The following is a 25,263-nucleotide window of genomic DNA, read 5'->3' on the forward strand; positions in this document are numbered from 1 at the left end:
TTTCTGTCGGTGTGGCGCTTCTTGGCGCGTGCGCCTTTGCCGGCGCGCTGCCGGCCGGCGCGACCGAGACCGGCTACGACCGCGCGCTGGAAAAGGCGGCGGCGGGAATCGTCGCGGCCAGGATTGGCGATCTGCGCGGCGGCCTTGCCTTCGCCGAGCAGCCGTCCTTCGTCCGTCCGGCCCCGCCTGCGCCGAGGACGACGCAGGCACCCCGCCGCCCGGCCGAGGAAGCCGTGGCCGACGGCCTGGTGCCGGCGGTGGAGCGGCCGCGGTCGCACGGCATCTACTGACGCCGTTATCCGGACTGTTGCGTTGCGGGCCGGCTTTCGCCAATGAAGGCGGATGAAGTCCGACCAGCCAGCCACCTCTGCCCGCCAGCGGCTCGACGACCTGCTCGTCGCGCGCGGCCTGTTTGCCAGCCGGTCGCGCGCCGCCGACGCGGTCCGGCGCGGCACGGTCGGCGTGGACGGCGTGGTTATCTCCAAGCCCGGGCAATCGGTGCCGGCGGATGCCGCCATTGCCGTGGACGATCCGGCGCGCGGCTATGTCTCGCGCGCGGCGCTGAAGCTGATCGCCGGTCTCGACCGTTTCGGCTTCGACGTGCGCGGAGCCGAGGCGCTGGACGTCGGCGCCTCCACCGGCGGCTTCACGCAGGTGCTGCTGGAGCGGGGTGCCGCCCATGTCACCGCGCTGGATGTCGGCCACGGGCAGTTGCACGCCGGCCTCGCCGCCGATCCGCGCGTCACCTGCATCGAAGGGCGGAACGCGCGCGACCTCACCGAGGCCGAACTCGGCGGCCGTGTTCCCGATCTCATCGTCTGCGACGTGTCCTTCATCTCGCTTAAGCTGGCGCTGCCGCCGGCATTGGCGCTGGCGGCCCCCGGGGCAAGGGCGGTGCTGCTGGTCAAGCCGCAGTTCGAGGCCGGGCGCGAGGCGATCGGCAAGGGCGGCCTGCTGCGCGACCCGGCCGATGCGGAAAAAGTGGCCGGGGACCTGCGCCTCTGGCTGGACGGTATGCCGGGCTGGCGCGCGCTGGGAATTTGCCCATCTCCCATCGAGGGCGGCGACGGCAACCGCGAATTCCTGCTGGCTGGGGTCAAGGACGTATGAGCACGCGCTTCACGATACAAAGGCTGGGCGCGCAGGGCGACGGCATCGCTTCCGGCGAGGGCAGGGACGTATTCATTCCCTTCACGCTGCCGGGCGAGACCGTCACCGCTGCCCGGGAAAAGGACCGCGCCATGCTGCTGGCGGTGCTGGAGGCTTCGCCGCTGCGCGTGGAGCCTGCCTGCCGTCACTTCACCGAATGCGGCGGTTGCGCGCTCCAGCACGTGGAAGAGGGCGCGTATCGGGCGTGGAAGCGCGAACGGGTCGTCCAGGCGCTGAAGGCGAAGGGAATCGCCTGCGAGGTCGGCGATCTCGTGCCCTGCCGGCCGCAGACGCGCCGCCGTGCCGCTTTCACGGCGCGCCGCACGGAAGGCGGCATGCTGCTGGGCTTCAACCGTCACCTGTCGGCCGAGATCATTGCGCTGGAGGAATGCCCGGTGACCTTGCCGGCGATCGTCGAATCGCTCGGCAGGCTGCGGGAACTGGCCGGTCTCGTCTGCTCCACCCGCGATCCGTTCCACCTGACCGTGACGGCCACGGATTCGGGGCTGGACATCGCCGCGCAGGGTTCAGGCCGCATGGGAGACAAGCAGCGCCGCATCGCCGCCGACTTCGTGATCCGGGAAGGCTTTTGCCGGCTTTCCGTGGACGGGGAGATCGTCATCGAGCCGAAGAAGCCGGTGGTGATGTTCGGCAATGTCGCCGTAGCGGTGCCGCCCGGCGTCTTCCTGCAGGCCACGGCCGAGGCGGAGCAGGCCATGGCCGATCTGGTTGGCAGCCATCTTGCCCGTGCTAAGCGCGTCGCCGATCTGTTTTCCGGCTGCGGCAGCTTCGCGCTGCGGCTGGCCTCCAGGGCAGAGGTACACGCGGTGGAAGGCGACGCGCCCGCCCTTGCCGCGCTGGACCGGGGTTTTCGCCATGCTGCCGGCCTGAAACGGGTGACGGCGGAAAAGCGCGACCTGTTCCGCAGGCCGCTGACGTTCAAGGAACTCGCCGCCTTCGACGGCGTGGTGTTCGACCCGCCGCGTGCCGGCGCCGAGGACCAGGCCAGGCAGATCGCGCGCTCCGACGTTCCGTTCGTCGCGGCCGTCTCGTGCAACCCCGTCACGCTGGCGCGCGATCTGGCGATCCTCATCGAGGGCGGCTACAGCTTGAAGGGCGTGACGCCCATCGACCAGTTCCTGTGGTCTGCGCATGTCGAGGCGGTGGCGCTGCTGGAGAAGCCGAAGAAACGGCGGTGAAGGCTGCGCTCGGGTTTATGCGCCGTCCCCCTCTCTCCGTCGCGCTTCGCGGCGCGGCAAAATTCCCCTCGCCCTTGTGGGGAGTTAACGCCGAGAGGGTGGGGATAACGCCCAGATGGCTCAGACCTGCGTGCCGCCCACCGTCATCTGGTTCATGCGCAGATGCGGCTGGCCGACGCCTACCCGCACGCTTTGCCCGGCCTTGCCGCACATGCCGATGCCGGGGTCGAGCTTCATGTCGTTGCCCACCATGGCCACGCGGTGCATGGCGTCGGGCCCGTTGCCGATCAGCATGGCGCCCTTGATCGGCTGGGTCACCTTGCCGTCCTCGATCATGTAGGCTTCCGTGCAGCCGAACACGAATTTTCCGGACGTGATGTCCACCTGTCCGCCGCCGAAGGAAACGGCGTAGATGCCCTTCTTGACCGAGGCGATGATTTCTTCCGGCGTATGCTGGCCGGCGGTCATGTAGGTGTTGGTCATGCGCGGCATGGGCTGGTGGGCGTAGGATTCGCGCCGCCCGTTGCCGGTTGCCTTCATGCCCATCAGCCGGGCGTTCAGCCGGTCCTGCATGTAGCCGACCAGTTTGCCGTCCTCGATCAGCACATTGCGGGCCGAGGGCGTGCCCTCGTCGTCGATCGTCAGCGAGCCGCGCCGCTCGGCGATGGTGCCGTCGTCCACCACGGTGACGCCCTTTGCCGCGACCTGCTGGCCCAGCAGCCCGGCGAAGGCCGAGGTCTTCTTGCGGTTGAAGTCGCCCTCCAGCCCGTGGCCGACCGCCTCGTGCAGCATGACCCCCGGCCAGCCGCTGGAAAGCACGATGTCGAAGGTGCCGGCCGGAGCCGGCTTGGCCTCGAGATTGACCAGCGCCTGCCGGAGCGCCTCGCGAGCCGTGCCCTTCCAACTGTCCTCGATCAGGAACTGGCCGAAGCCGGCGCGGCCGCCAGTGCCGTAGGAGCCGCTTTCCTGGCGGTCGCCGTCGCCTACGACAACGGCCACGTTGATGCGCACCAGCGGGCGGATGTCGCGCACGATCTCGCCGTCGCCCCGCAGGATCTCGACCTGCTGCCAGGACGAGGCGAGCGAGGCCGTGACCTGGCGCACGCGCGGGTCCTCTGCGCGCAGGAAGGCGTCGATCTCCTGCAGGAGCTTCGCCTTGGCCTCGAAGGAAGGCGAGGGGATGGGGTTGTCGTCGCTGTAGAGGTGGCGGTTGGTGCGCTGAGGGGCGGCCGCAAGCCGGCCGGAATGGCCGCCCTTGACCGCCGAGACCGCGTCGGCGGCGCGCAAAAGGGCGGCTTCCGATAATTCGCTGGAGTGGGCATAGCCGCTGGCCTCGCCGGCCACCGCGCGCAGGCCGAATCCCTGGTCGGTGTTGAAGTTGGCCGTCTTGAGCCGGCCGTTGTCGAACATCAGCGCCTCGCTCTCGCGGTGCTCGAGATAGAGTTCGCCGTCGTCGGCGCCGTTCAGCGTGTCGGCGACGATGCGCCTGATGCGTTCGTCGGAAATGTCGAATCGGCCGATGAGACTGGTCATGGCGCACGGGTCCTTGAGAGAAACGGTTTCACCCCGATGTAGGCGCCACTACGCGCTTCGGCAATGCACGCACGATGCAGGCTCGGACCAGGGCGGCTCAGGGCAGGGCGGCGAAGCCTTCCGCGAAGCCCTTGAGGTCGACGGGAATGCCGATGCCTTCCTCCGGCGTCTGGAAGACGATGAAGGTTGCCGCCTTGCCGTTCTTGAGCGTGTCGAGCAGCGGCTTTTCCAGGATCACTTCGGCATAGCAGCCGTCCTGGAAGCAGCGCACGAAATAGGCGCGGCCGATATCCTTGCCGTCCACGTTGAGGCCGAGCCCGTTGGGAAGCAGCACGCCGAGCGGGGCCAGCACGCGCAGGATCTCGGCCTTGTCGTCGGCGGTGCGCAGCACCACGACGGAAAGGCCCATTTCCGGCCGGTCCTCGGCCACGACGTTCTGCATCATCACGCATTGCTCGGAGGTGGCTCCGGGCGGCGTGTCGCAGATGATGGACCAGGCCCCGTGGGTGGATTTCACGTTGCCGCTCGGCTGCGCGGCAAGCGCCTGGCCTGCCCCGATCATGCCGGCGAGAAAGACGACCTTCGCCAAGGTTCCCGAAACACGAAAGTTCATGTCGGCTCCATTCCCGAATCATGACACTTTAAGCTGGGCAAATGCCAAGGAAAAGCGCGCCCGCGGCGCAATTGCACCCGACTGCGGCCGGAATGCGGCTTTTCGTGCGATATGAAGCGGTTTTCGCCCGGGCTGCACCTGCCGAATCGCGCCTGCTAGCAGCTTTGCGGCCTCTCCACTTTGAGCGCGCGCAAAAATGCCGCATGATTTCCGCCGCTCCTTCCTTGCGGTGGGAAAGAGAGTATGGTTTGAACCACGCTGGACCGCCCGGGATTCCCATTCCGGCGCCGTTCCGTATTCTTGCGGCCAGATCGCGGGGACTGGGAGATGAAGAGGTCGATGAGAAAATTATTTGCAGGCGCCAGCGCCGCAGCGGCATTGTTTGCGGGGTCCGCCGCCCGCGCGGCGCAGCCCGTGGATTGGCAAACCAGCTTCCAGCCGGCCGCCACGGACATCATGCGCCAGGTCACCTGGTTCGAGCACTACACGCTCTGGTTCATCGGGCCGGTCACCCTTCTGGTGCTGATTCTGCTCGGCTATTGCATCGTGAAGTTCCGCGCGAGCGCCAATCCGGTTCCCTCGCGCACCAGCCACAACACGCTGATCGAAGTGATCTGGACCGTCGGTCCGGTCATCGTGCTGCTGTTCCTGGCGGTTCCCTCCTTCCAGCTTCTGACGGCGCAGTACACGCCCACCGAGGAGGCCAAGCTCACGGTCAAGGCCACGGGCAACCAGTGGAACTGGGACTACGAATATCAGGTCGAGCAGCCGCTCTCCTTCAACTCCGCCATCCTCGAGGATGCCGACCGGGCCGATGCCGGCAAGGAAGACAGGGCGGTCTATCCGCGCCTGCTGGCGGTCGACCACGAGCTGGTCGTGCCGGTCAACACCATGACCCGCGTGCTTGTGACGGCGTCCGACGTCATCCATGCCTTCGCCATGCCGTCCTTCGGCATCAAGACCGACGCCGTTCCCGGCCGCATCAACGAGGTCTGGTTCAAGGCGGAGAAGGAAGGTCTCTATTACGGGCAGTGCTCGGAGCTGTGCGGCAAGGACCACGCCTTCATGCCGATCGCGATCCGGGTCGTCTCCGATAAGCAGTACGAGACCTGGCTGGCCGCGGCCAGGACCGACCTCGGCGGCGCCAACAAGGCGCTGATGGCGGAGGTCGACGGTACCAACAAGGTAGCCGCTGCCGGCAACTGAAGCCGCAGCCAGCAAGAATAGGGAACGGAGCGGGAATAATGGCTCACGCTGCAGCTCATGACGATCACAGTCACAAGCCGCGAGGCTGGACCCGGTGGGTCTATTCGACCAACCACAAGGACATCGGCACCCTCTATCTCATCTTCGCCATCATCGCGGGTCTGATCGGCGGGTTCCTCTCGATCATGATGCGCTGGGAGCTTGCCGAGCCCGGCATCCAGATCTTCAGCGGACTTGCCCAGATGGTCTATGGCGTCGGCGCGGACGAGTCCGTCGATGCCGGCAAGCACATGTATAATGTGTTCACCACCATGCACGGGCTGATCATGATCTTCTTCATGGTCATGCCGGCCCTCATCGGCGGCTTCGCCAACTGGATGGTGCCGATCATGATCGGCGCGCCGGACATGGCCTTCCCGCGCATGAACAACATCTCGTTCTGGCTGCTGGTTCCGGCGTTCCTGCTGCTGCTGATCTCGTTCTTCGTGCCCGGCCCCGCCGGCGCGTGGGGCGTGGGCGGCGGCTGGACGATGTATCCGCCCTTTGCCACGAGCGGCCAGCCCGGTCCCGCCATGGACCTGGCGATCCTGTCGGTGCACGTCGCCGGCGCGTCGTCGATCCTGGGCGCCATCAACTTCATCACCACCATCTTCAACATGCGCGCCCCGGGCATGACGCTGCACAAGATGCCGCTGTTTGCCTGGTCGGTGCTGATCACGGCCTTCCTGCTGCTGATCTCCCTGCCGGTTTTGGCCGGCGGCATCACCATGCTGCTCACCGACCGCAATTTCGGCACGGCGTTCTTCTCGCCGGACGGCGGCGGCGACCCGATCCTGTACCAGCACCTGTTCTGGTTCTTCGGGCATCCGGAAGTGTACATCCTGATCCTGCCGGGCTTCGGCATCGTCAGCCACATCATCTCCACCTTCTCGCGCAAGCCGATCTTCGGCTATCTGGGCATGGCCTACGCGATGGTGGCGATCGGCGCGGTAGGCTTCATCGTGTGGGCCCACCACATGTACACGACCGGCCTGTCGCTCGACACGCAGCGCTACTTCGTGTTCGCCACCATGGTCATCGCGGTGCCGACGGGCGTGAAGATCTTCTCTTGGATCGCCACCATGTGGGGCGGGTCGATCAGCTTCCGCCCGCCGATCCTGTGGGCCATCGGCTTCATCTTCCTGTTCACCGTGGGCGGCGTCACCGGCGTGCAACTCGCCAATGCCGGCCTCGACCGCCTGTATCACGACACCTACTACGTGGTTGCCCACTTCCACTACGTGCTGTCGCTGGGCGCCGTGTTCGCCATCTTCGCGGCCTGGTACTACTGGTTCCCGAAGATGACCGGCTACATGTACTCGCCCTTCATCGCCAACACGCATTTCTGGGTGATGTTCATCGGCGTGAACCTGGTGTTCTTCCCGCAGCACTTCCTCGGGCTTGCCGGCATGCCGCGCCGCTACATCGACTATCCCGATGGCTTCGCGGGCTGGAACCACGTGTCGTCGATCGGCTCCTACATCTCGGCGGTCTCCGTCCTGATCTTCCTGTACGGCGTCTTCGACGCCTTCCAGAAGAAGCGGGTGGCGGGCGCCAATCCGTGGGGCGAAGGCGCGACCACGCTGGAGTGGCAGCTTTCCTCGCCGCCGCCCTTCCACCAGTGGGAGCAGCTTCCCCGCATCAAGTAAGCGGGCTTTGATGCGGAGCCGCCGCCAAGGCGGCTCCGGCCAATGCTGGAACGGAACGAACAAGAACCGATGGCCCTGGTAGACGACACACGAATTGACGAGCCGGCCTTCCGAGTTTCGGAAGCCACGGCCGGCGACTTCTTCTCGCTGCTCAAGCCGCGCGTGATGTCGCTGGTGGTGTTCACCGCCTTCGTCGGCCTTGCGGCTGCGCCCGTCGCCATCAATCCGTTCCTGGCGGTGGTGGCCATCCTGGCCATCGCCGTGGGCGCCGGGGCCTCCGGCGCGCTCAACATGTGGTACGACGCCGACATCGACGCCGTCATGTCGCGCACCGCCACGCGCCCGGTGCCTTCGGGCCGCGTGGCGCCCGGCGAGGCGCTGGTCTTCGGGCTGGTGCTGTCGGCCCTGTCGGTGATGACGCTCGGCGTCCTCGTCAACTGGCTGTCGGCGGCCCTGCTGGCCTTCACCATCTTCTTCTACGCCGTGGTCTACACGATCTGGCTGAAGCGCTCGACGCCGCAGAACATCGTCATCGGCGGCGCGGCCGGCGCCTTCCCGCCGGTGATCGGCTGGGCCGCCGTCACCGGCAGCGTCAGCCTGGAAAGCGTCATCCTGTTCCTCATCATCTTCCTGTGGACGCCGCCGCACTTCTGGGCGCTGGCGCTGTTCAAGTCGGGCGACTACGAGCGCGCCGGCATCCCGATGATGCCGAACGTCGCCGGGGAGGCCTCCACCCGCCGCCAGATCTTCGCCTATGCGCTGGTGCTGGCGCCGGTGGGCGTGCTGCCGTGGTATCTCGGCTATGTCGGCGCCGTCTACGGCGTGGCCGCGGCCCTGCTGGGCGCGGGCTTCGTCTGGTACTCCTGGAAGGTGCTCAGGATGCGCGACGGCGACCGCGCCATGAAGCCGGCCAAGGCGCTGTTCGGCTATTCGCTGCTCTACCTGTTCGCCATCTTCGCGGTGTATCTGGCCGACAGCGTCGCGGAGCGCGCCCTCGGGCTCGTCGGAGCATGACGATGGCGGAAGACAAGCACGAGACCGTCATCCTGACGGAGCGACAGCAGAAGGCGCGGCGCAGCCGCTCCATAGCAATCGGCATCGCGCTGGCGGCGCTGGTCGTCATCTTCTACGTGGCAACCATCATCAAGTTCGGTCCCTCGATCCTCGACAGGGCGATGTGAGGCTGCGATGAGCGAGAACGGAAATTCCCCCGCCCCGAACCGGCAGAAGTCCAACCGCGTCGTCGCCGGCGCCTGCGTTGCCTTCTTCGTCGGCATGGTTGGGATGGCCTATGCGGCGGTGCCGCTCTACAGCATCTTCTGCCAGGTCACCGGCTATGGCGGCACCACGCGCCGCGCTACCGAGCAATATGCCGACAAGGTGCTCGACCGCGAGATCACCATCCGCTTCGACGCCAACACCGCGGGCGTTCCGTGGGAGTTCAAGCCGGTGCAGCGCTCCGTCACCATCAAGATCGGCGAGACCGGACAGGCGCACTATACCGCCACCAACATGCTGACGACGCCCACCACCGGCCATGCCAGCTTCAACGTGGTGCCGGAACTGGCCGGAGCCTATTTCAACAAGGTGGAGTGCTTCTGCTTCACCGACCAGACCCTGCAGCCTGGCGAGACGGCAGACATGCCTGTCGTCTTCTATGTCGATCCCGACATCGTCAACACGCCGGAGCTGAAGGACATCAAGACGATCACCCTGTCCTACACCATGTTCCCGACTGCCGGGAACAAGCCGGTCGCCACGGCGCCGGCGGCGGACAGCAAGGCAATAACGACCGGAGAGAACCTCGGGGGCTGACATGGCAGACGCGCACGCAAAACCGCAACACGACTACCACATCATCGATCCGAGCCCCTGGCCGTTGATCGGGTCGATCGGCGCCTTCGTCATGGCTGTCGGCGGCGTGGGCTGGATGCAGCACATGAAGGGCAACGAGTTCCACCTGTTCGGCGTGAATATCGCCACGCCCTGGATCTTCTTCATCGGCGTGCTGATCGTGCTCTACACCATGTTCTCCTGGTGGTCGGACACCATCAAGGAAGCGCATGAGGGCCACCACACCCGCGTGGTGTCGCTGCACCTGCGCTACGGCATGATGATGTTCATCGCCTCCGAGGTGATGTTCTTCGTGGCCTGGTTCTGGGCCTTCTTCGACGCCAGCCTGTTCCCCAACGAGGTCCACCAGGTGGCGCGCGCCACATATACGGGCGGCGTGTGGCCGCCCAAGGGCATCGAGGTGCTCGATCCCTTCCACCTGCCGCTCTACAACACCATCATCCTGCTGCTTTCGGGCACGACGGTGACCTGGGCGCACCACGCGCTCCTCAACGGCGACCGTAAGGGGCTCGTCAACGGACTGACGCTGACGGTGGCGCTGGGCGTCCTCTTCACCTTCGTGCAGGCCTACGAGTACATGCACGCGCCGTTCGACTTCAAGGATTCCATCTACGGCGCCACCTTCTTCATGGCCACCGGCTTCCACGGCTTCCACGTCATCATCGGCACCATCTTCCTGCTGGTGTGCCTGATCCGCGCGATCAAGGGCGACTTCACGCCCAAGCAGCATTTCGGCTTCGAGGCGGCTGCCTGGTACTGGCACTTCGTCGACGTGGTGTGGCTGTTCCTGTTCGCGTCGATCTATGTCTGGGGCTCCGTCGGCGGCGTGATCGCGCACTGACGGCACGGGCCGGCTGATCTGTCGGGGCGGCTGCGGCAACGTGGCCGCCCTGATTTTTTTGGAATGGATGATAGGATTGATCCCATGAACGACGACAAGGCGATCTGGGCGCCGGTCGAGCCCGTTTCCGCCGGCCTGAAGGGCTGCTGCCCGCGCTGCGGCGAGGGGCGCCTATTCAAGGGCTTCCTGTCGCTGGCGCCGCGCTGCGGCACGTGCGGGCTCGACTATTCCTTCGCCGATGCCGGCGACGGGCCGGCCGTGTTCGTCATCCTCTTCATCGGTTTCGTCGTCGTCGGACTGGCATTGTGGATGGAGGTGACGTTCGCGCCGCCCCTGTGGCTGCACTTCATTCTGTGGATTCCGCTCACCCTGGTGCTCGGCCTCACCGCGCTGCGGCTCATCAAGGGCGTTCTGATCGCCCTGCAATACCGCAACAAGGCGGCCGAGGGCCGGCTGGACCGCGGCGCATGAGCAGCGTCCCGCAGCCCTCTGCCGCCCGTCGCCCCCGCAAGGGGCTGGCGCTGGCTTGCGGCGCCCTGGTCTTCCTCATCCTCATTGCGCTCGGCACATGGCAGGTGCAGCGCCTGCACTGGAAGGAAGGGCTGCTGCACACGATCGAGGCGCGCACGCATGCGCCGCCCTTGCCCCTGACCGAGGTCGAGAAGCAGTTTGCCGAGACCGGAGACGTCGACTACACGCCCGTAACGGTAACCGGAACCTTCCTGCATTCCGGCGAGCGGCATTTCTTTTCCACCTGGCAGGGCGCTTCCGGCTTCGATGTGCTCACGCCGCTCAGGCTGGCGGACGGCAGCTTCGTGCTGGTCAACCGCGGCTTCGTGCCCTACGACCGGAAAGAGGCTGCTACCCGTCCGCAGGGCCAGGTCGAAGGCACGGTGACCGTCACCGGGCTCGCCCGCAATCCGGTGACGCAAAAGCCGTCCATGATCGTGCCCGACAACGACCCGGCCAAGAACATCTTCTACTGGAAGGACCGCGACCTCATGGCGGCCACCGCCGGCCTGCCCGCGGGTGCGAAACTGGCGCCGATCCTCATCGACGCCGATGCCTCGCCCAACCCCGGCGGGCTGCCGCTCGGCGGCGTCACCATCGTGGACCTGCCCAACAACCACCTGCAATATGCCGTCACATGGTACGGCTTGGCCGCCGCGCTGGCCGGCGTCCTGATCGCCTGGCTTCTGCGCTCGGGCAGGGCCGCGCCTCCCTCCTCTTGACAGGAACGGCATCGGCGGCCCATGTCCGGGCACGCCGGAAACCCGAGAACGCCATGCCGCAGCCCAGCCCCAAACCACCGCTGACGATCAGGCTCTGCCAGCCGCGCGGCTTCTGCGCCGGCGTCAACCGCGCCATCCAGATCGTGGTGCTGGCGCTGAAGAAATATGGCGCGCCGGTCTATGTCCGCCACGAGATCGTGCACAACCGCTATGTCGTGGAGGGGCTGCAGAAGCTCGGCGCCGTGTTCATCGAGGAATTGCACGAGATACCGGACGACCATCACCACTGCCCGGTGGTCTTTTCCGCTCACGGCGTGCCGAAGTCCGTGCCCGCCGACGCCGTCGCGCGCAATCTGTTCTATCTCGACGCGACCTGCCCGCTGGTGTCCAAGGTTCACAAGCAGGCCATGCGCCACCAGCGCCTCGGCCGCCACGTGCTGCTGATCGGCCATGCCGGCCACCCGGAGGTGATCGGCACGATGGGGCAACTGCCGGAAGGCGCGGTGACGCTGATCGAGACCGAGGCCGACGCCAAAACCTTCGTGCCGGACGACCCGGCCACGCTCGGCTTCGTCACCCAGACCACGCTGTCGGTGGAGGACACCGCCGGCATCATCCGTGTGCTGCAGGAGCGGTTCCCGGAGATGCAGGCGGCGGCCGCCGAATCGATCTGCTACGCCACCACCAACCGCCAGGAGGCGGTGAAGGAAACGGCCGTCGGCGCGGATCTCTTTTTGGTGGTGGGCGCGCCCAACTCGTCCAATTCCCGCCGGCTGGTCGAGGTGGCGGAGCGCGCGGGGGCTGCGCGCTCGCTGCTCGTCCAGCGCGCCGCCGAGATTCCGTGGGACGAGATCGGCGGCATTTCCGTGCTCGGCCTTTCGGCCGGGGCCTCGGCGCCGGAGATCATCGTGGACGAGATCATCGACGCTTTCCGGGAACGCTTCGACGTATCGGTAGACCTTGCCGTGACGGCCACGGAAACGGAGGAGTTTCCGGTCATGCGCGCATTGCGCGACGTCGAGCTTACCGCGGCCGACATGGCCTTCGTCAACGGGACGCGGTGAGGCGTCATGGCTGTCTATACCGACGTTTCCGAGGGAGAGCTGGAAGCCTTCCTCCGGCATTATCCGGTGGGCTCGCTGCTCTCCTACAAGGGCATCGCCGAGGGCACGGAAAATTCCAACTTCCTGCTGCACACCACCGGCGGCACCTATATCCTGACCCTCTATGAAAAGCGGGTGGAGCGCGCGGACCTGCCCTTCTTCCTCGGGCTGATGGACCATCTGGCGAAGAAGGGCATCTCTTGTCCGCTGCCGGTTCACCGGCAAGGCGGTGAGATGATCGGCGAACTGGCAGGCCGGCCCGCCGTCATCATCACCTTCCTGGAAGGCATGTGGCTGCGCCGGCCCAGGGCCGCGCATTGCCGCGAGGTGGGCAGGGCGCTGGCGGCGCTTCATCTGGCCGGTGCGGATTTCACCATGACGCGCCCCAATGCGCTGGCCATCGACGGCTGGCGCAAGCTGTGGGACGGCTGCCGCGAGCGCGCCGACGAGGTCGAGCCGGGCCTCGCCGCCGAGGTCGATGCCGATTTCGCCCTGTTCGCGCGCGACTGGCCCAAGGACCTGCCCTGCGGCATCATCCATGCCGACCTGTTTCCCGACAACGTCTTCTTCCTGGGCGAGAAGCTGTCGGGCCTGATCGACTTCTACTTCGCCTGCAACGATTTCTACGCCTACGATCTGGCCACCTGCCTCAACGCCTGGTGCTTCGAGAAGGATTTTTCCTTCAACCTGACCAAGGGCGCCGCGCTGCTGGAAGGCTACCAGAGCGTGCGGCAACTGAGCCAGGCCGAGAAGGCGGCGCTGCCCATGCTGGCGCGCGGCTCGGCGCTGCGCTTCATGCTCACCCGCCTTTACGACTGGCTGAACGGCCCCGGCGGCGACCTCGTCATGAAGCGCGATCCGACCGAATATATCCGCCGCATGCGCTTCCATCGCGCCATACGCTCGCCCTCGGAATACGGACTGCAATGAAGCAAGTTGAGATTTTCACCGACGGCGCCTGCTCGGGCAATCCAGGTCCCGGCGGCTGGGGCGCGATACTGCGCTTCAACGGCCAGACCAGGGAACTGTCCGGCGGCGAGGCCGAGACCACCAACAACCGAATGGAATTGCTGGCGGCGATCTCCGCCCTCGATGCGCTGAAGGAGCCGTGCAAGGTCGAGCTTCACACCGACAGCAAATATGTCATGGACGGCATTTCGAAGTGGATCCATGGCTGGAAGAAGAATGGCTGGAAGACGGCCGAGCGCAAGCCGGTGAAGAACGGCGAGCTGTGGCAGGCGCTGGACGCCGCAAACCGACGCCACGCGGTGACCTGGCACTGGGTGAAGGGCCATGCCGGCCACCCGGAGAACGAGCGCGCCGACGAACTGGCCCGCGCCGGCATGGCGCCGTTCAAGGGCAGGCCGGCGCGGCCGCAAGCCGCAGTGGCCGAAGGCGAGCCGAAGCCGGTCCGTCCGGCATCGCGGCCGCCCCGCCGCTCGTCGCAGAGCTACTGACGCCGGATAGCGGCGGGCCTAGAAGCTGCGGCAGGTTCGATTGCCCGCCGCGAGGCGGGCTGAGCGATCAAAGTTGCTCGAGCACCTTCGCTGCGCTGGATTCCACCGTTTGGCCGGGCGCGCCCTCGACATTGAGCGCGGTGACCTTGCCGTGGTCCACGATCATGGAAAACCGCTTGGACCGCAGCCCCATGCCGCTGCCGGACATGTCGTGGTCGAGCCCGATCGACTTGACGAAGTCGCCGTTGCCGTCGGCCAGGAACAGGATCTTGCCCTCTGCGCCGGTGAAGCGGGCCCAGGCGTTCATCACATGCACGTCGTTGACCGCGACCACGGCGATGGTGTCGACGCCGCGGCCAAGGATGGCGTCGTGGTTTTCCAGATAGCCGGGCAGGTGGTTGTTGGAGCAGGTGGGCGTGAAGGCGCCGGGAACGGCAAACAGCACCACCTTCTTGCCGCCGAAGATTTCGGCTGTGGTCACCGCTTTGGCGCCGTCCGCGCCCATGGTCTTGAAGTTCGCCTCGGGCAGCTTGTCGCCAACGGAAATCGTCATCGCGGTCCTCGTTCAGATAGGGGGAAGGGAAAGAAGCCGGGGCAGGGATAGCGGACGGCGCGGCCGTACGCAATCGTCACCGGCCCCGGACAGGCCCGGTCACGGATAGGGCAGCACGCCGCGCACCGCACCGCCCGAACTGGTGAGCGTGTAGTGCAGGCCGCCATTCGCGGGGGGCGTGCTCGGCCGATCGAGGATGGGCACGGAAAAGACCAGCTTGCCGGCCCTTTCGCTGCGCACCGGCGCGCCGAACATGTAGTCGTCGGCCCCGGCGATGAAGAAGTCGGCCGCGCCGGGGTCGCCCGGCACGTCCGCCTGCACCACCAGCGTCTCGTGGTTGCCGCCGCCGGGCACCGCCCGGAACCCGGGATGCGCTTCGCGCGGCAGGGCCGCCAGCGCGGCCTCCACCGCCTGGGCGTCGGCGCCGTTGTCGGGATCCGTGCCGGGATCGACCTCGAGCTTGGCCTGCACGGGAATGCAGATCGTCTCGCAGATGCCGATGAAGATGCGGGCGTCGATCTTCGTTTGGCCCTGCGGCGCGGCAAGCGTGAAGAGAATCGGCAGCGAGACCGAATGGTCGTAGCCGGCCCACTGGCCGTAGCCGTCGTCATGGCGCCGCGGCGCCGGAAACGACATCTCCGCTCCGGTCACGTTCGTGCTGCCGTCGATGCCGAGCTGTGGCGGCACGCCGTTGTCGCCGGGGTCGCGCCAATAGGTTTTCCATCCCGGCTTCAGCTCGATGTCGAGCGCGCCCTGCAGGCGTCCCTGCGCATCGGGCCGCCCCGTGGTCACCAGCCGCACGCGGCCTCCTTCGCCGTCGTGCCACGCCGAAGAAGAGGCGGCGGCGGGAAGGGCGCTCAGCAAAACTGCGGCGATGCCGGGCAAAAGACAGGAATGTCGCATGAGCCTGATTTGACCGGCATGGGCCGGCGGCGCAACTGCCCGGCCGCCTTGCGCCCCATCATTTTTGCGTGACCCCGCCGGGGCATGCACATCGAATTTGACGAGCTGGCATCTTTCAAGGCACCACCAAAAGCGATAGGTTCGGGCAATGGATTTGCTGCGCAACAAGAAGGAAGCCGGCAGCAACGGCTTCCTCGACGATCAGTTCCTCATCGCCATGCCGGGCATGAAGGACGACAGGTTCGCACGCTCGGTGATCTACGTCTGCGCCCACTCCCAGGAGGGCGCGATGGGGCTCATCATCAACCAGACCCAGCAGATGCTGTTCCCCGACCTTCTGGTGCAACTCGGCATCATGAACGAGCAGGAGGTGATCCGCCTGCCCCGGCACGCGCGCGATTTCGTGGTGCGCAATGGCGGGCCGGTGGACCGCAGCCGCGGCTTCGTGCTGCATTCGGGCGACTATCGGGTGGAATCCTCGCTCACCGTCTCGCGCGACGTCTGCCTGACCGCCACGGTGGACATATTGCGCGCCATCTCCTCCGGCCGCGGCCCGCGCCACGCGCTGATGGCGCTCGGCTATTCGGGCTGGGATGCGGGCCAACTGGAAAGCGAGATCGCGCAGAACGGCTGGCTCACCTGTCCGGCAAGCGCGGAGCTTCTGTTCGACGCCGACATCGAGCACAAATACGACCGCATCCTCGCCTCGATCGGCATCGACCTGGCGCATCTCAGCATGGCGGCCGGCCACGCCTGACCCGGGCGAACCATCATCCCGCAAGCCGGCTGACGCAGAGCGGAAGGCGACTGTCCGGGATCCAGCGATGACCCCCCGGAGGCCCCTCACGCCGTCGTTGCGGCGAACTGCTCCTTCAGCAGCTTCGGCACCGCGTCGCCGGCCACGGGCGGGCCGAACATGAAGCTCTGCACATATTCGCAGCCCATCTGGCGCAGCTCCAGCGCGTCGCTCTGGTCGGAAATGCCCTCGGCCACCACCGACAGGCCGAGTTCGTGCGCCATATGCACCATGGAGCGCAGCAGCACCGCCCGCTTGGGCGTGGTGTCGTCGACGAAGCTCTTGTCGATCTTGATCGTGTCGAAGGGGAAGCGCGTCAGGTAGGAGAGCGAGGAATAGCCGGTGCCGAAATCGTCCAGCGACAGCCCGATGCCCAGACCCTTGAGCTTGGCCAGCACATGCGCGGCCTGCTCGGGATTGTCCATCACCAGCGATTCGGTCAGCTCCAGCCTCAGCGCCGGCGGCTTCAGGCCGGAACGCGCCAGCACCGAGCGCACGTCGCTGACCAGGTCGCGGCGGATGAGCTGGCGGCTGGACAGGTTGACCGAGACCGAAAGCGGCACGTCGCCGAGCTGCCGCAGCCAGCCGGACAGGTCGTCGGCGGCCTTCTGCATGGCGAACAGGCCCAACTGGACGATGAGGCCGCAATTCTCGGCCACGGGAATGAAATCGGCCGGGGGGATCATGCCGCGGCGCGGGTGCTCCCAGCGCAGCAGTGCCTCGAAGCCGGCGATGCTCTCGTCCTCCAGCCGCACGATCGGCTGGTAGGCCAACGTGAACTCGCGCCGCTCGATGGCGCGGCGCAGGTCCGATTCGAATTGCAGCCGGTCGGTGCCGACGGAGCGGAAGGCGGGCCGGAAAGGCTCGATGCGGTCGCCGCCGAAGCGCTTGGCCTGGTGCATGGCGAGCTCGGCGTCCTTGACCAGGTCTTCGGCCGAGGACTGCTCGGAGGTCCAGGTGATGAGGCCGATGGAGGCCGTCAGCACGATTTCGCGCCGGGCGAAGTTGATCGGGGCGCTGATGGCCTGCTTGACGGCGTCTGCGATGGCGGCGATGCGGGCCGGGTCCTGCTCGGAAAGCAGCATCAGCGCGAACTGGTCGCCGGTGAAGCGCGACAGCGAATCCTTGGGCTTGAGCAGCCGGTGCAGCCGGCGGGCCACGGTGAGCAGGATGGTGTCGCCAGCCGAGATGCCCAATCCGTCATTGACCTGCTTGAAGCGGTCGATGTCGACGATGAAGACGGTGGGCCGCACCTTGTCCTCGGTGCGGGCGATGGAGATGATCGCCTCCAGCCGGTTCATGAACAGTTCGCGGTTCGGCAGGCCGGTCAGGTTGTCGTGCACGGCATCGTGCAGCAGCCGCTCTTCCGACTTCTTCTGCTCGGTCACGTCCACCATGGTGCCGACGCAGCGGATGACCTCCCCGTCGGAGCCGATCACCGGCCGCGCCCGCAACGCGAACCAGTGATAGTGGCCGTCGGCGCCGCGCAGGCGGAAATTCTGCGCCACGCGCCCGCGCCGGTGCTCCAGCACCACGTCCAGCGTGGTGCGGAAGGTGTCGCGGTCGTCGGCATGCAGCACCGGCAGCCAGTTGCGCGCGGCCCCGCCCAGGCTGTTGGGCGCCAGCCCCAGTTGCAGCGAGACGTCGGGCTTGGTCACCACGCGGTCGCGCAGCACGTCCCAGTCCCACACCGTGTCGCCGGAGCCGGCCACGGCCAGCGCCTGCCGCTCCAGGTCCGAGAACAGGCCCTGGTTCAGCGCGCCGCCCGCGAAGGCGTGCTGCATGACGGTGAAGCCGATCAAAAGGATGATGAGGATGAGGCCGCCGCCGAGCGCCGGCTGCACGATGTCGTTGTCGAGCAGGCCGGTGATCGCCATCCAGGCACCGGTGAGCCAGATCAGCACCATGACCCAGCTCGGCACCAGCATGATGGCGCGGTCGTAGCCGCGTATGCCCAGGAAGACGATCAGGCCGAGGCCGATGACGGCGGTGGCGGCAAACGAGATGCGCGCGATGCCGGCGGCCACCGCCGGATCGACGATGGCCACGCCGGCGATCAGCAGCAGGCCCAGTATCCACACCAGCACGCCATAGCTGAAATGCCCGTGCCAGCGGTTGAGGTTGAGATAGGCGAACAGGAAGACCACGAAGGTGGTGGCCAGCGCCACCTCCGTGCCCGCCCGCCACATCTGCTCGTTGCCGGGCGATACCTCGATGATCTTGGCCAGGAAGCCGAAGTCGACGCAGATATAGGCCAGGACCGCCCAGGCCAGCGCCGCCGTGGCCGGGAACATGGAGGTGCCCTTGACCACGAACAGGATGGTCAAAAACAGCGCCAGCAGGCCGGCGATGCCGATGACGATGCCGCGATAGAGCGTGTAGGAGTTGACCGTGTCCTTGTAGGCTTCCGGCTCCCACAGATAGACCTGCGGCAGCTTGGGCGAGGCAAGCTCGGCGATGAAGGTGACGACCGTGCCGGGGTTGAGCGTCACGCGGAAGACGTCGGCGTCGGGGCTGGCCTGGCGGTCGAGCGCGAAGCCTTCGCTGGGCGTGATGGCGGCGATGCGGGTGGCGCCGAGGTCGGGCCAGAAGATGCCGGAATTCACCAGCCGGAAATGCGGCGCCACGATCAGCCGGTCGAGCTGCTGGTCGGTGGTGTTGGCGAGCGCGAACACGGCCCAGTCGCCGGTCGAGCGGGCGTCCTTGGCCTCCACCTCGATCCGGCGCACGATGCCGTCCGGTCCCGGCGCCGTGGAGACCTGGAAGTTCTCGCCCTGGTTCCTGTAGATCTCGACGGCGCCGGAAAGGTCGAGCGCCACGTCGTCGCGCGCGATCTTGATCGGCTCCACGGCGAAGGCCGGGGCCGCCGCGCACACCGTCAGCATCGCCGCCAGGAGGAAGGCGAGAATCTGTTTGATCTGCTCCGGCAGCGGCCCGTTGCGCAGCGGTTTCGTCAAGGATCAGTCCTTCGTTCCTGCGCCCGGATCATCGTCTGCAATGCGCGCATATAGATAGTGGTCCTGCCAAAGGCCGTTGATCCTCAGATAGGACCGCAAGAGCCCTTCGCGCTGGAATCCGGCTTTTTCAAGCACGCGGATGGAGCGAGCGTTGTCGGGAATACAGGCAGCCTCGATCCGGTGCAACCTCAGCGTCTCGAAGGAAAAGCGTGCCAGGACCTTGACGGCGTCGGTCATCAGCCCGCGCCCGGCATAGCGCTCGCCGATCCAGTAGCCGATATGGCCGCTCTGGGAGACGCCGTGGCGGATGTTGCCGAGCGTGATGCCGCCCGCCAGCCGGCCGCTTTCGCGCTCGAAGATGAAGAAGGCGAGCGCGGTGCCCCGGGCATAGTCCTCGCGGTAGTGGCTGATGCGATGGCGCCAGGCGCTGCGCTCCAGCTCGTCGGGCATCCAGCGCGGCTCCCAGCGCTCCAGGAAGGCGCGGCTTTCGCCGCGCAGTTGCGCCCATTCGCGGTAGTCGCCGGCCAGCGGCACGCGCAGCCTGATCTTCTCGCCCTCCAGTGCCGGCAGGTCGCGGCGGAAAAAAGGCAGCGCGAACACGACGCCCGGCCCGGACGATCAGACGGCGAGCCTTCGCGCCGCGGCCTCGCCGCCCGAAGGTGCCTCGAGGATGCTCTCGTATGGCGCCAGCGTGCCCACAGGGCCGACCGCAGCGAGCGTCGGCTTGGTGGAGAACAGCCGCGCCGACAGGTCCGTCAGCCTGTCGACGGTCAGGGCCGAAAGCCGCTCCATCAGCTCTTCCTTGGGAATGGGGCGGCCGAAAAGCAGCAACTGCCGCGCGATCTGCGAAGCGCGGCTGGCCGGGCTTTCGCCCGACATGATGAGGCCGGCGCGGTATTGGGCGCGGGCCCGGTCCAGTTCGTCCTGCCGGATGCCTTGGCCCGCCTTCTGCAATTCGCGCACGATCACGGGGACCAGCTCGGCGATGTCGGCCTGGCCGGTGGCGGCATGCACGCCGAAGATGCCGGTGTCGGAAAAGCCCCAGTGGAAGGCATAGACGGAATAGCACAGGCCGCGACGCTCCCGCACCTCCTGGAACAGGCGCGACGACATGCCCCCGCCCAGGATCATCGACAGCACCTGGCTGGCGTAGAAGTCGCGCACATGGTAGGCGCGGCCCTCGAAGCCCAGCACCACCTGCGCGTCCATCAGGTCGCGATCCTCGCGGAAATCCCCGCCGACATATTGGGCGTAGCTCGGGGCGACGCTGTCGGCCTTGGTGCGGAAGCCGCCAAGCTTGGCCTCGACTTCCTTGACGAAGTCGTCGTGCCTGACGTCGCCGGCGGCCACCACGACCATGCGCTCGGCGCCGTACTGGCGCTCCATGAAATCGTGGAGTTGCCTGGAGGTGAAGGACTTCACCGTCTCCGGCGTGCCCAGGATCGAGCGGCCGATGGTCTGGTGGCGGAAGGCGGTCTCGGTGAAACGGTCGAACACGATGTCGTCGGGCGTGTCGTGCGCGGCACCGATCTCCTGGAGGATGACGTTCTGCTCGCGCTCCAGTTCCTCGGGATCGAACTCGGATTCCTGCAGGATGTCCGCGAGGATGTCGACCGCGAGCGGCACGTCGCCGCTCAGCACCCGCGCGTAGAAGGAGGTGGTTTCCACGCTGGTGGCGGCGTTGATCTCGCCGCCCACATTCTCGATCTCCTCGGCGATCTGAAAGGCGCTGCGGCGCTTCGTGCCCTTGAACGCCATGTGCTCCAGCAGATGGGCAATGCCGTGCTCGTCGTCGCGCTCGTTGCGGGCGCCGGACTTCACCCAGGCCCCGAGGGCAACGGATTCTATGCTTGGAAGCGTTTCGGTGGCGACTGTCAGGCCGTTCGACAGACGGCTTACCTCAACACTCATATGGTCAGAACTCCTTACCGCGCCGCCCGGGAGCGGCGGCCGACATGATCTTCCACCATTTTCAGGTCCGATGGAAGTACCGTGAATTTTTCTTGGGCGTTCATCATCGGGGCCAGCCATTCGGGCAGGGCGGGATGCACCCCGCTGGCCGCTTCCACCGCCGCCGGGAATTTTGCCGGATGAGCGGTGCCCAGCACCACCATCGGCGCGGCGCCGGCGGGCTGCTGGCGCGCCACATGCACGCCGGTGGCCGTATGCGGGTCGAGCAGGTAGCCCGACTTCGACCAGGTTTGGCGGATCGTGGCGGCGGCTTCGTCCGAGCCGGCGCGGCCGGCGTCGAATTCGGCCCGGATGCGGGCGAGGTCGGCGTCGGCGATGGTGAACGCGCCCGACTGCTTCAGCGCGCCCATATAGCGGCGCACCGCCGCCGCATCGCGCCCCGCCGCCTCGAACAGGAGCCGCTCGAAGTTGGACGAGATCTGGATGTCCATCGACGGCGAGGTGGTGGCGACCACTTCCTTCATGCTGTATTCGCCGCTCGCCAGGGTGCGCGCCAATATGTCGTTGTCATTGGTGGCGATCACCAGCCGCTCCACCGGCAGGCCCATCCTCTTGGCGGCGTAGCCGGCGAAGATGTCGCCGAAATTGCCGGTCGGCACGGTGAAGGAAACCGGACGGTCGGGCGCCCCCAGCGACAGGGCCGACGAGAAATAGTAGACGATCTGGGCCATGATGCGCGCCCAGTTGATGGAGTTGACGCCCGACAGCGCGATGCGGTCGCGGAAGGCGTGGTCGTTGAACATGTCCTTGAGCAGGCCCTGGCAATCGTCGAAATTGCCCTCGATGGCCAGCGCATGCACGTTTTCGGCGGCCGACGTGGTCATCTGCCGCTGCTGCACCGGCGAAACGCGGCCATGCGGGAAGAGGATGAAGACGTCCGTGCGCTCGCGCCCGCCGAAGGCCTCGATCGCCGCCCCGCCCGTATCGCCGGAGGTGGCGCCCACGATCGTTGCGCGCTGGCCGCGTTCGGCCAGCACATGGTCCATCAGCCGGGCCAGCAGTTGCATGGCCACGTCCTTGAAGGCCAGCGTCGGCCCGTGGAAGAGTTCCAGGACAAAACCGTTCGGGCCGATCTGCACCAGCGGGCAGGTGGCCTCGTGGCGGAAGGTGGCGTAGGCCTCGCGCACCAGCTTCTCGAACGTGTCGGCCGCGATCTCGCCGCCCAGGAAGGGCGTCAGCACGCGGATGGCGAGGTCGGGATAGGAAAGCCCGCGCATGGCGCGGATTTCGGCGGCCGAGAACTGCGGCCATTCCCGGGGCACGTAGAGCCCACCGTCGCGCGCCAGCCCTGCCAGGACCGCGTCGGAAAATCCAAGCGCGGGCGCTTCCCCGCGTGTGCTCACATAGCGCATCTGTCGCCGTCCGTTTCTGGCAGGCCCGTCCCGCAGCGACGGGCAAGTGGATTTCTATGCTTCGTCAGTCGCATTTTTGCCGTTGGGTTGCTATAGGACACGAGCTTTGCCAGAGGGAAGTCCAGTTTGATGGTGTTTCGTTCGTTCGATGGCCGCGTTGCTGCGAGCCTGATGGTGACCGGCTTTGTGCTCAGCCTTGCCGGATGTCAATCGGCCGGCAAGGCTATGGACAATGGCGCGCTGCAGCCGGACCCGCCGAAGGTCAAGGCAAGCGACCTTCGCGCCTACTGCCCCAAGGTAACGCTGCGCGAGGGCACGGCCTATTTCAACAGCTATGCCAAGGGCGGCCAGGACGATCCGTCCAAGCTGGCCTACCAGGCGGCGATCTCCGATGTGACGCGCGACTGCAGCCGCGGCGACGGCACCCTGACGATGAACGTGGCGGCGGCCGGAAAGGTGGTTCCGGGTCCGATGGGCAGCGCTGGCACCGTCACCATGCCGATCCGGGTCGTGGTGGCGCAGGGCAGCCAGGTGCTCTACTCCCAGCTTCACCAGTACAAGCTCCCGATCAGCGACACCTCGGCCGCCACGCAGTTCGCCTTCAGCGATCCCAATGTCTCCGTGCCGGTGCCCGCCGCCAACACCTATCAGGTCTTCGTCGGCTTCGATGAAGGCCCGCCGAAGGCCGCCAAGCCCGCCGAGGCCAGGCCGGCCCCCAAGGTGGCGCGCAAGAAGAAGCCGGTGGCGCCGGCCGCAGCGCCCGCACAGCCTCCGTCGCAGACGAGCATTTCGGACATTCCGCGCTGATCGCCGGCGCGGTCTGAGCGGCCCTCAGGCGTGCTCCGACCATTCCGAAAGGGCGGCGAGCACCCCGTTCAGCTCCGCCCAGCGCCGAATGACCGTCTCCGCGCCGGCCTCGGTCAGCGCATCCGCATGGCCGGGATAGCTGTGCGAGGCGCCGGTGAACCCGACCACGCGCATGCCGGCCGCCCGCGCGCCGGCCACGCCGTGGACGGAATCCTCGATCACGAAAGTGTCGGCCGGCTTCGCGCCCAGCGTTTCGGCCGCAAACAGGAATACGTCCGGCGCCGGCTTGGTCCTGGCCGTAGGCGTTTCGAGCGCGGAGAAGATGCGCCCGGCAAACAGCGGCGACAGCCCGGTCTTCTCCAGCATGAAGGCGATGCGCTCGCTGCGCGAGTTGGAGCAGATGCAGCGCGGCACGGTCACGGCAGCCACCGCATCGCGCACGCCGTCGATGGCGCGCACCTCACGGCGCAGCCGGCGGTCGACCAGTTCCTCGGCGCGGTCGATCATCGAGATCTGGAAGGGGATGCTGGACTTCTCCTCGACGGCCATCAAAATGTCCTTGAAGGTCAGGCCCGCATAGGTCTCGGCCAATTCCTCGGCCGAGATTTCATAGCCCGCTTCGGTGAGGAGGTCGGCCTCGACGCGGGCGGCGATGATTTCCGAATCGACGAGCACGCCGTCGCAGTCGAAGATGACGAGATCTGGTTTTGCCATGTTCATCCGGGACAATGGGGGGAAGGGGGCCGCGCGTGGGCGGATGTCGGGGGCGGACATACACCAACGGGGGCCCGGCGGCAAATTCAGGGTGATGCGGCTTCATCAATTCTTTACCGAGAACGGTAACCATAACGGCGAGTAAACAGTAACGTGTCCGGGTGTTTCCGATGTCTGCCGTGCGTGTCCTCGACGAGCTTTCTTCCTCCGCCCTCCAATTCGAATGGCTGGACACGATCCTGAAAGGCGACTGCGTGGCCGCCCTCGATCGGCTGCCGGAAAAGTCGGTGGACGTGATCTTCGCCGACCCTCCCTACAATCTCCAGCTCGACGGCGACCTGCACCGGCCCGACCAGTCCAAGGTGGACGCGGTGGACGATCATTGGGACCAGTTCGAGAGCTTCGAGGCCTATGACGCCTTCACCCGCGCCTGGCTGCTGGCGGCACGCCGCGTTTTGAAGCCCAACGGCACCATCTGGGTCATCGGCTCCTATCACAACATCTTCCGCGTCGGCGCCAGGATGCAGGACCTCGGCTTCTGGATCCTCAACGACGTGGTCTGGCGCAAGACCAACCCGATGCCGAATTTTCGCGGCCGCCGTTTCCAGAACGCGCACGAGACGATGATCTGGGCCTCGCGCGACCCGAAAGCCAAGGGCTACACCTTCAACTACGAAGCGCTGAAGGCGGCCAATGACGACGTGCAGATGCGCTCCGACTGGCTGTTCCCCATCTGCACCGGCGCCGAGCGGCTGAAGGACGAAAAGGGCGACAAGGTCCACCCCACGCAGAAGCCGGAAGCGCTGCTTGCCCGCGTCCTGATGGCCTCCACCCGGCCCGGCGACATCGTCCTCGATCCCTTCTTCGGCTCCGGCACCACCGGCGCGGTGGCCAAGCGTCTCGGCCGCCATTTCGTCGGCATCGAGCGCGAGCAGGACTATATCGACGCCGCTACGGCGCGCATTGCGGCGGTGAAGCCGCTGGCCGATGCGGACCTCACCGTTCTGTCCGGCAAGCGGGCCGAGCCGCGCGTCGCCTTCGTCAGCCTCATCGACAGCGGCCTGCTGAAGGCCGGCACCACGCTCTACGACGCCAGGAAACGCTGGGCCGCGCGGGTGCGCGCCGACGGCACGCTGGCCATCGGCGACCAGGCCGGCTCCATCCACCGGCTGGGCGCGCAGGTGCAGGGGCTGGACGCCTGCAACGGCTGGACCTTCTGGCACTACGAGCGCGCCGGCGGGCTCACTCCCATCGACGAGTTGCGCCGCATCGCCCGGCTCGGCATGGAACGGGCAGGCGCCTGACCATGTCGGGAGGAGGCGCCGCAGCGGCGAT

Annotated in this window: 26 protein-coding genes; 17 read left to right on the plus strand and 9 right to left on the minus strand. The window is 66.8% G+C overall.

The window, feature by feature from the left end; genetic code table 11:
* Positions 1-11: 11 nt before the first annotated feature.
* Genes ACTDI4_RS08365 through ACTDI4_RS08375 form a run of 3 tightly spaced genes read left to right on the plus strand, consistent with a single transcriptional unit; the run spans position 12 to position 2,348 of the window.
* Complete coding sequence (locus tag ACTDI4_RS08365; RefSeq protein WP_442840712.1) at positions 12-290, plus strand: hypothetical protein; 279 nt, start codon at positions 12-14, stop codon at positions 288-290.
* A 52-nt stretch (positions 291-342) separates the two neighbouring features.
* The gene (locus tag ACTDI4_RS08370) at positions 343-1,110 is read left to right on the plus strand and encodes a TlyA family RNA methyltransferase (protein ID WP_442840713.1); all 768 of its coding nucleotides are present in this window, start codon (positions 343-345) and stop codon (positions 1,108-1,110) included.
* The gene (locus ACTDI4_RS08375) at positions 1,107-2,348 is read left to right on the plus strand and encodes a class I SAM-dependent RNA methyltransferase (protein ID WP_442840714.1); all 1,242 of its coding nucleotides are present in this window, start codon (positions 1,107-1,109) and stop codon (positions 2,346-2,348) included. The genes ACTDI4_RS08370 and ACTDI4_RS08375 overlap by 4 nt, the downstream gene beginning before the upstream one ends.
* 120 nt (positions 2,349-2,468) lie before the next feature.
* On the opposite strand, the gene tldD is transcribed toward ACTDI4_RS08375, so the two are convergent.
* Together tldD and ACTDI4_RS08385 are read right to left on the minus strand one after the other, a co-directional pair.
* Positions 2,469-3,881 carry a metalloprotease TldD gene (gene tldD / locus ACTDI4_RS08380; RefSeq protein ID WP_442840715.1) on the minus strand — a complete coding sequence of 471 codons (1,413 nt, stop codon included), beginning with the start codon at positions 3,879-3,881 and terminating at the stop codon, positions 2,469-2,471.
* A gap of 97 nt (positions 3,882-3,978) precedes the next feature.
* Positions 3,979-4,494, minus strand: coding sequence for an invasion associated locus B family protein (locus ACTDI4_RS08385; RefSeq protein ID WP_442840716.1), 516 nt, complete (start codon positions 4,492-4,494; stop codon positions 3,979-3,981).
* Positions 4,495-4,833: 339 nt separating this feature from the next.
* On the opposite strand from ACTDI4_RS08385, the gene coxB reads away from it, so the two are divergent.
* The 11 genes from coxB (at position 4,834) to rnhA (ending at position 13,875) form a co-directional block, all read left to right on the plus strand.
* Positions 4,834-5,700: a cytochrome c oxidase subunit II gene (gene coxB, locus ACTDI4_RS08390; RefSeq protein WP_442840717.1), complete on the plus strand. Its 867-nt coding sequence runs from the start codon at positions 4,834-4,836 to the stop codon at positions 5,698-5,700.
* A 38-nt stretch (positions 5,701-5,738) separates the two neighbouring features.
* Complete coding sequence (ctaD, locus tag ACTDI4_RS08395) at positions 5,739-7,388, plus strand: cytochrome c oxidase subunit I (protein ID WP_442840718.1); 1,650 nt, start codon at positions 5,739-5,741, stop codon at positions 7,386-7,388.
* 69 nt (positions 7,389-7,457) lie between these two features.
* Positions 7,458-8,402, plus strand: a complete 945-nt coding sequence (locus tag ACTDI4_RS08400) for a heme o synthase (RefSeq protein ID WP_442840719.1) — start codon at positions 7,458-7,460, stop codon at positions 8,400-8,402.
* A 2-nt stretch (positions 8,403-8,404) separates the two neighbouring features.
* Positions 8,405-8,569 carry a hypothetical protein gene (locus tag ACTDI4_RS08405; RefSeq protein ID WP_442843441.1) on the plus strand — a complete coding sequence of 55 codons (165 nt, stop codon included), beginning with the start codon at positions 8,405-8,407 and terminating at the stop codon, positions 8,567-8,569.
* A 7-nt stretch (positions 8,570-8,576) separates the two neighbouring features.
* Positions 8,577-9,203 carry a cytochrome c oxidase assembly protein gene (locus tag ACTDI4_RS08410; RefSeq protein WP_442840720.1) on the plus strand — a complete coding sequence of 209 codons (627 nt, stop codon included), beginning with the start codon at positions 8,577-8,579 and terminating at the stop codon, positions 9,201-9,203.
* A gap of 1 nt (position 9,204) precedes the next feature.
* The gene (locus tag ACTDI4_RS08415; protein ID WP_442840721.1) at positions 9,205-10,083 is read left to right on the plus strand and encodes a cytochrome c oxidase subunit 3; all 879 of its coding nucleotides are present in this window, start codon (positions 9,205-9,207) and stop codon (positions 10,081-10,083) included.
* Positions 10,084-10,167: 84 nt separating this feature from the next.
* A complete protein-coding gene (locus tag ACTDI4_RS08420; protein ID WP_442840722.1) occupies positions 10,168-10,554 on the plus strand; it encodes a DUF983 domain-containing protein in 387 nt (128 codons plus the stop codon).
* Positions 10,551-11,315: an SURF1 family protein gene (locus ACTDI4_RS08425; protein WP_442840723.1), complete on the plus strand. Its 765-nt coding sequence runs from the start codon at positions 10,551-10,553 to the stop codon at positions 11,313-11,315. Before ACTDI4_RS08420 ends, ACTDI4_RS08425 begins: the two co-directional genes overlap by 4 nt.
* Before the next feature lie 53 nt (positions 11,316-11,368).
* Entirely contained in the window at positions 11,369-12,379 is a 1,011-nt protein-coding gene (gene ispH / locus ACTDI4_RS08430) for a 4-hydroxy-3-methylbut-2-enyl diphosphate reductase (protein ID WP_442840724.1), read from the plus strand.
* Positions 12,380-12,385: 6 nt separating this feature from the next.
* Positions 12,386-13,348, plus strand: a complete 963-nt coding sequence (locus ACTDI4_RS08435) for a homoserine kinase (RefSeq protein WP_442840725.1) — start codon at positions 12,386-12,388, stop codon at positions 13,346-13,348.
* Complete coding sequence (rnhA, locus tag ACTDI4_RS08440; protein ID WP_442840726.1) at positions 13,345-13,875, plus strand: ribonuclease HI; 531 nt, start codon at positions 13,345-13,347, stop codon at positions 13,873-13,875. The genes ACTDI4_RS08435 and rnhA overlap by 4 nt, the downstream gene beginning before the upstream one ends.
* A 67-nt stretch (positions 13,876-13,942) precedes the next feature.
* Here rnhA and ACTDI4_RS08445 read toward each other — a convergent pair whose 3' ends face one another.
* Together ACTDI4_RS08445 and ACTDI4_RS08450 are read right to left on the minus strand one after the other, a co-directional pair.
* Positions 13,943-14,428 carry a peroxiredoxin gene (locus ACTDI4_RS08445; protein ID WP_442840727.1) on the minus strand — a complete coding sequence of 162 codons (486 nt, stop codon included), beginning with the start codon at positions 14,426-14,428 and terminating at the stop codon, positions 13,943-13,945.
* 99 nt (positions 14,429-14,527) lie between these two features.
* Positions 14,528-15,229, minus strand: a complete 702-nt coding sequence (locus ACTDI4_RS08450) for a protein-disulfide reductase DsbD domain-containing protein (RefSeq protein ID WP_442840728.1) — start codon at positions 15,227-15,229, stop codon at positions 14,528-14,530.
* Between the two features lie 250 nt (positions 15,230-15,479).
* Between ACTDI4_RS08450 and ACTDI4_RS08455 the strand changes: the two genes are divergently transcribed.
* A complete protein-coding gene (locus ACTDI4_RS08455; protein WP_442840729.1) occupies positions 15,480-16,088 on the plus strand; it encodes a YqgE/AlgH family protein in 609 nt (202 codons plus the stop codon).
* Between the two features lie 86 nt (positions 16,089-16,174).
* On the opposite strand, the gene ACTDI4_RS08460 is transcribed toward ACTDI4_RS08455, so the two are convergent.
* Genes ACTDI4_RS08460 through thrC form a run of 4 tightly spaced genes read right to left on the minus strand, consistent with a single transcriptional unit; the run spans position 16,175 to position 22,407 of the window.
* Positions 16,175-19,084 carry an EAL domain-containing protein gene (locus ACTDI4_RS08460; protein ID WP_442840730.1) on the minus strand — a complete coding sequence of 970 codons (2,910 nt, stop codon included), beginning with the start codon at positions 19,082-19,084 and terminating at the stop codon, positions 16,175-16,177.
* A 3-nt stretch (positions 19,085-19,087) separates the two neighbouring features.
* A complete protein-coding gene (locus ACTDI4_RS08465; protein ID WP_442840731.1) occupies positions 19,088-19,684 on the minus strand; it encodes a GNAT family N-acetyltransferase in 597 nt (198 codons plus the stop codon).
* Between the two features lie 18 nt (positions 19,685-19,702).
* On the minus strand, positions 19,703-20,995 hold the full coding sequence (locus tag ACTDI4_RS08470; protein ID WP_442840732.1) for a M16 family metallopeptidase: 1,293 nt from the start codon (positions 20,993-20,995) through the stop codon (positions 19,703-19,705).
* A 14-nt stretch (positions 20,996-21,009) separates the two neighbouring features.
* Entirely contained in the window at positions 21,010-22,407 is a 1,398-nt protein-coding gene (thrC, locus tag ACTDI4_RS08475; RefSeq protein ID WP_442840733.1) for a threonine synthase, read from the minus strand.
* A gap of 129 nt (positions 22,408-22,536) precedes the next feature.
* Here thrC and ACTDI4_RS08480 point away from each other — a divergent pair, with 129 nt between their 5' ends.
* Positions 22,537-23,214, plus strand: coding sequence for a hypothetical protein (locus tag ACTDI4_RS08480; RefSeq protein ID WP_442840734.1), 678 nt, complete (start codon positions 22,537-22,539; stop codon positions 23,212-23,214).
* Between the two features lie 24 nt (positions 23,215-23,238).
* Here ACTDI4_RS08480 and ACTDI4_RS08485 read toward each other — a convergent pair whose 3' ends face one another.
* Complete coding sequence (locus ACTDI4_RS08485) at positions 23,239-23,928, minus strand: HAD family hydrolase (RefSeq protein ID WP_442840735.1); 690 nt, start codon at positions 23,926-23,928, stop codon at positions 23,239-23,241.
* Between the two features lie 170 nt (positions 23,929-24,098).
* Here ACTDI4_RS08485 and ACTDI4_RS08490 point away from each other — a divergent pair, with 170 nt between their 5' ends.
* Complete coding sequence (locus tag ACTDI4_RS08490) at positions 24,099-25,232, plus strand: site-specific DNA-methyltransferase (RefSeq protein WP_442840736.1); 1,134 nt, start codon at positions 24,099-24,101, stop codon at positions 25,230-25,232.
* Positions 25,233-25,263 lie beyond the last annotated feature (31 nt).

The organism is Mesorhizobium sp. PUT5 (genome assembly GCF_052216645.1).
Classification (GTDB): Bacteria; Pseudomonadota; Alphaproteobacteria; order Rhizobiales; family Rhizobiaceae; genus Mesorhizobium.

Coding starts and splice junctions, on each gene's coding strand:
- ACTDI4_RS08370 (WP_442840713.1), top strand. CDS start 343: ATGAAGTCCGACCAGCCAGCCACCTCTGCCCGCCAGCGGCTCGACGAC.
- ACTDI4_RS08375 (WP_442840714.1), top strand. CDS start 1,107: ATGAGCACGCGCTTCACGATACAAAGGCTGGGCGCGCAGGGCGACGGC.
- tldD (WP_442840715.1), bottom strand. CDS start 3,881: ATGACCAGTCTCATCGGCCGATTCGACATTTCCGACGAACGCATCAGG.
- ACTDI4_RS08385 (WP_442840716.1), bottom strand. CDS start 4,494: ATGAACTTTCGTGTTTCGGGAACCTTGGCGAAGGTCGTCTTTCTCGCC.
- coxB (WP_442840717.1), top strand. CDS start 4,834: ATGAGAAAATTATTTGCAGGCGCCAGCGCCGCAGCGGCATTGTTTGCG.
- ctaD (WP_442840718.1), top strand. CDS start 5,739: ATGGCTCACGCTGCAGCTCATGACGATCACAGTCACAAGCCGCGAGGC.
- ACTDI4_RS08400 (WP_442840719.1), top strand. CDS start 7,458: ATGGCCCTGGTAGACGACACACGAATTGACGAGCCGGCCTTCCGAGTT.
- ACTDI4_RS08405 (WP_442843441.1), top strand. CDS start 8,405: ATGGCGGAAGACAAGCACGAGACCGTCATCCTGACGGAGCGACAGCAG.
- ACTDI4_RS08410 (WP_442840720.1), top strand. CDS start 8,577: ATGAGCGAGAACGGAAATTCCCCCGCCCCGAACCGGCAGAAGTCCAAC.
- ACTDI4_RS08415 (WP_442840721.1), top strand. CDS start 9,205: ATGGCAGACGCGCACGCAAAACCGCAACACGACTACCACATCATCGAT.
- ACTDI4_RS08420 (WP_442840722.1), top strand. CDS start 10,168: ATGAACGACGACAAGGCGATCTGGGCGCCGGTCGAGCCCGTTTCCGCC.
- ACTDI4_RS08425 (WP_442840723.1), top strand. CDS start 10,551: ATGAGCAGCGTCCCGCAGCCCTCTGCCGCCCGTCGCCCCCGCAAGGGG.
- ispH (WP_442840724.1), top strand. CDS start 11,369: ATGCCGCAGCCCAGCCCCAAACCACCGCTGACGATCAGGCTCTGCCAG.
- ACTDI4_RS08435 (WP_442840725.1), top strand. CDS start 12,386: ATGGCTGTCTATACCGACGTTTCCGAGGGAGAGCTGGAAGCCTTCCTC.
- rnhA (WP_442840726.1), top strand. CDS start 13,345: ATGAAGCAAGTTGAGATTTTCACCGACGGCGCCTGCTCGGGCAATCCA.
- ACTDI4_RS08445 (WP_442840727.1), bottom strand. CDS start 14,428: ATGACGATTTCCGTTGGCGACAAGCTGCCCGAGGCGAACTTCAAGACC.
- ACTDI4_RS08455 (WP_442840729.1), top strand. CDS start 15,480: ATGGATTTGCTGCGCAACAAGAAGGAAGCCGGCAGCAACGGCTTCCTC.
- ACTDI4_RS08470 (WP_442840732.1), bottom strand. CDS start 20,995: ATGAGTGTTGAGGTAAGCCGTCTGTCGAACGGCCTGACAGTCGCCACC.
- thrC (WP_442840733.1), bottom strand. CDS start 22,407: ATGCGCTATGTGAGCACACGCGGGGAAGCGCCCGCGCTTGGATTTTCC.
- ACTDI4_RS08480 (WP_442840734.1), top strand. CDS start 22,537: ATGGTGTTTCGTTCGTTCGATGGCCGCGTTGCTGCGAGCCTGATGGTG.
- ACTDI4_RS08485 (WP_442840735.1), bottom strand. CDS start 23,928: ATGGCAAAACCAGATCTCGTCATCTTCGACTGCGACGGCGTGCTCGTC.
- ACTDI4_RS08490 (WP_442840736.1), top strand. CDS start 24,099: ATGTCTGCCGTGCGTGTCCTCGACGAGCTTTCTTCCTCCGCCCTCCAA.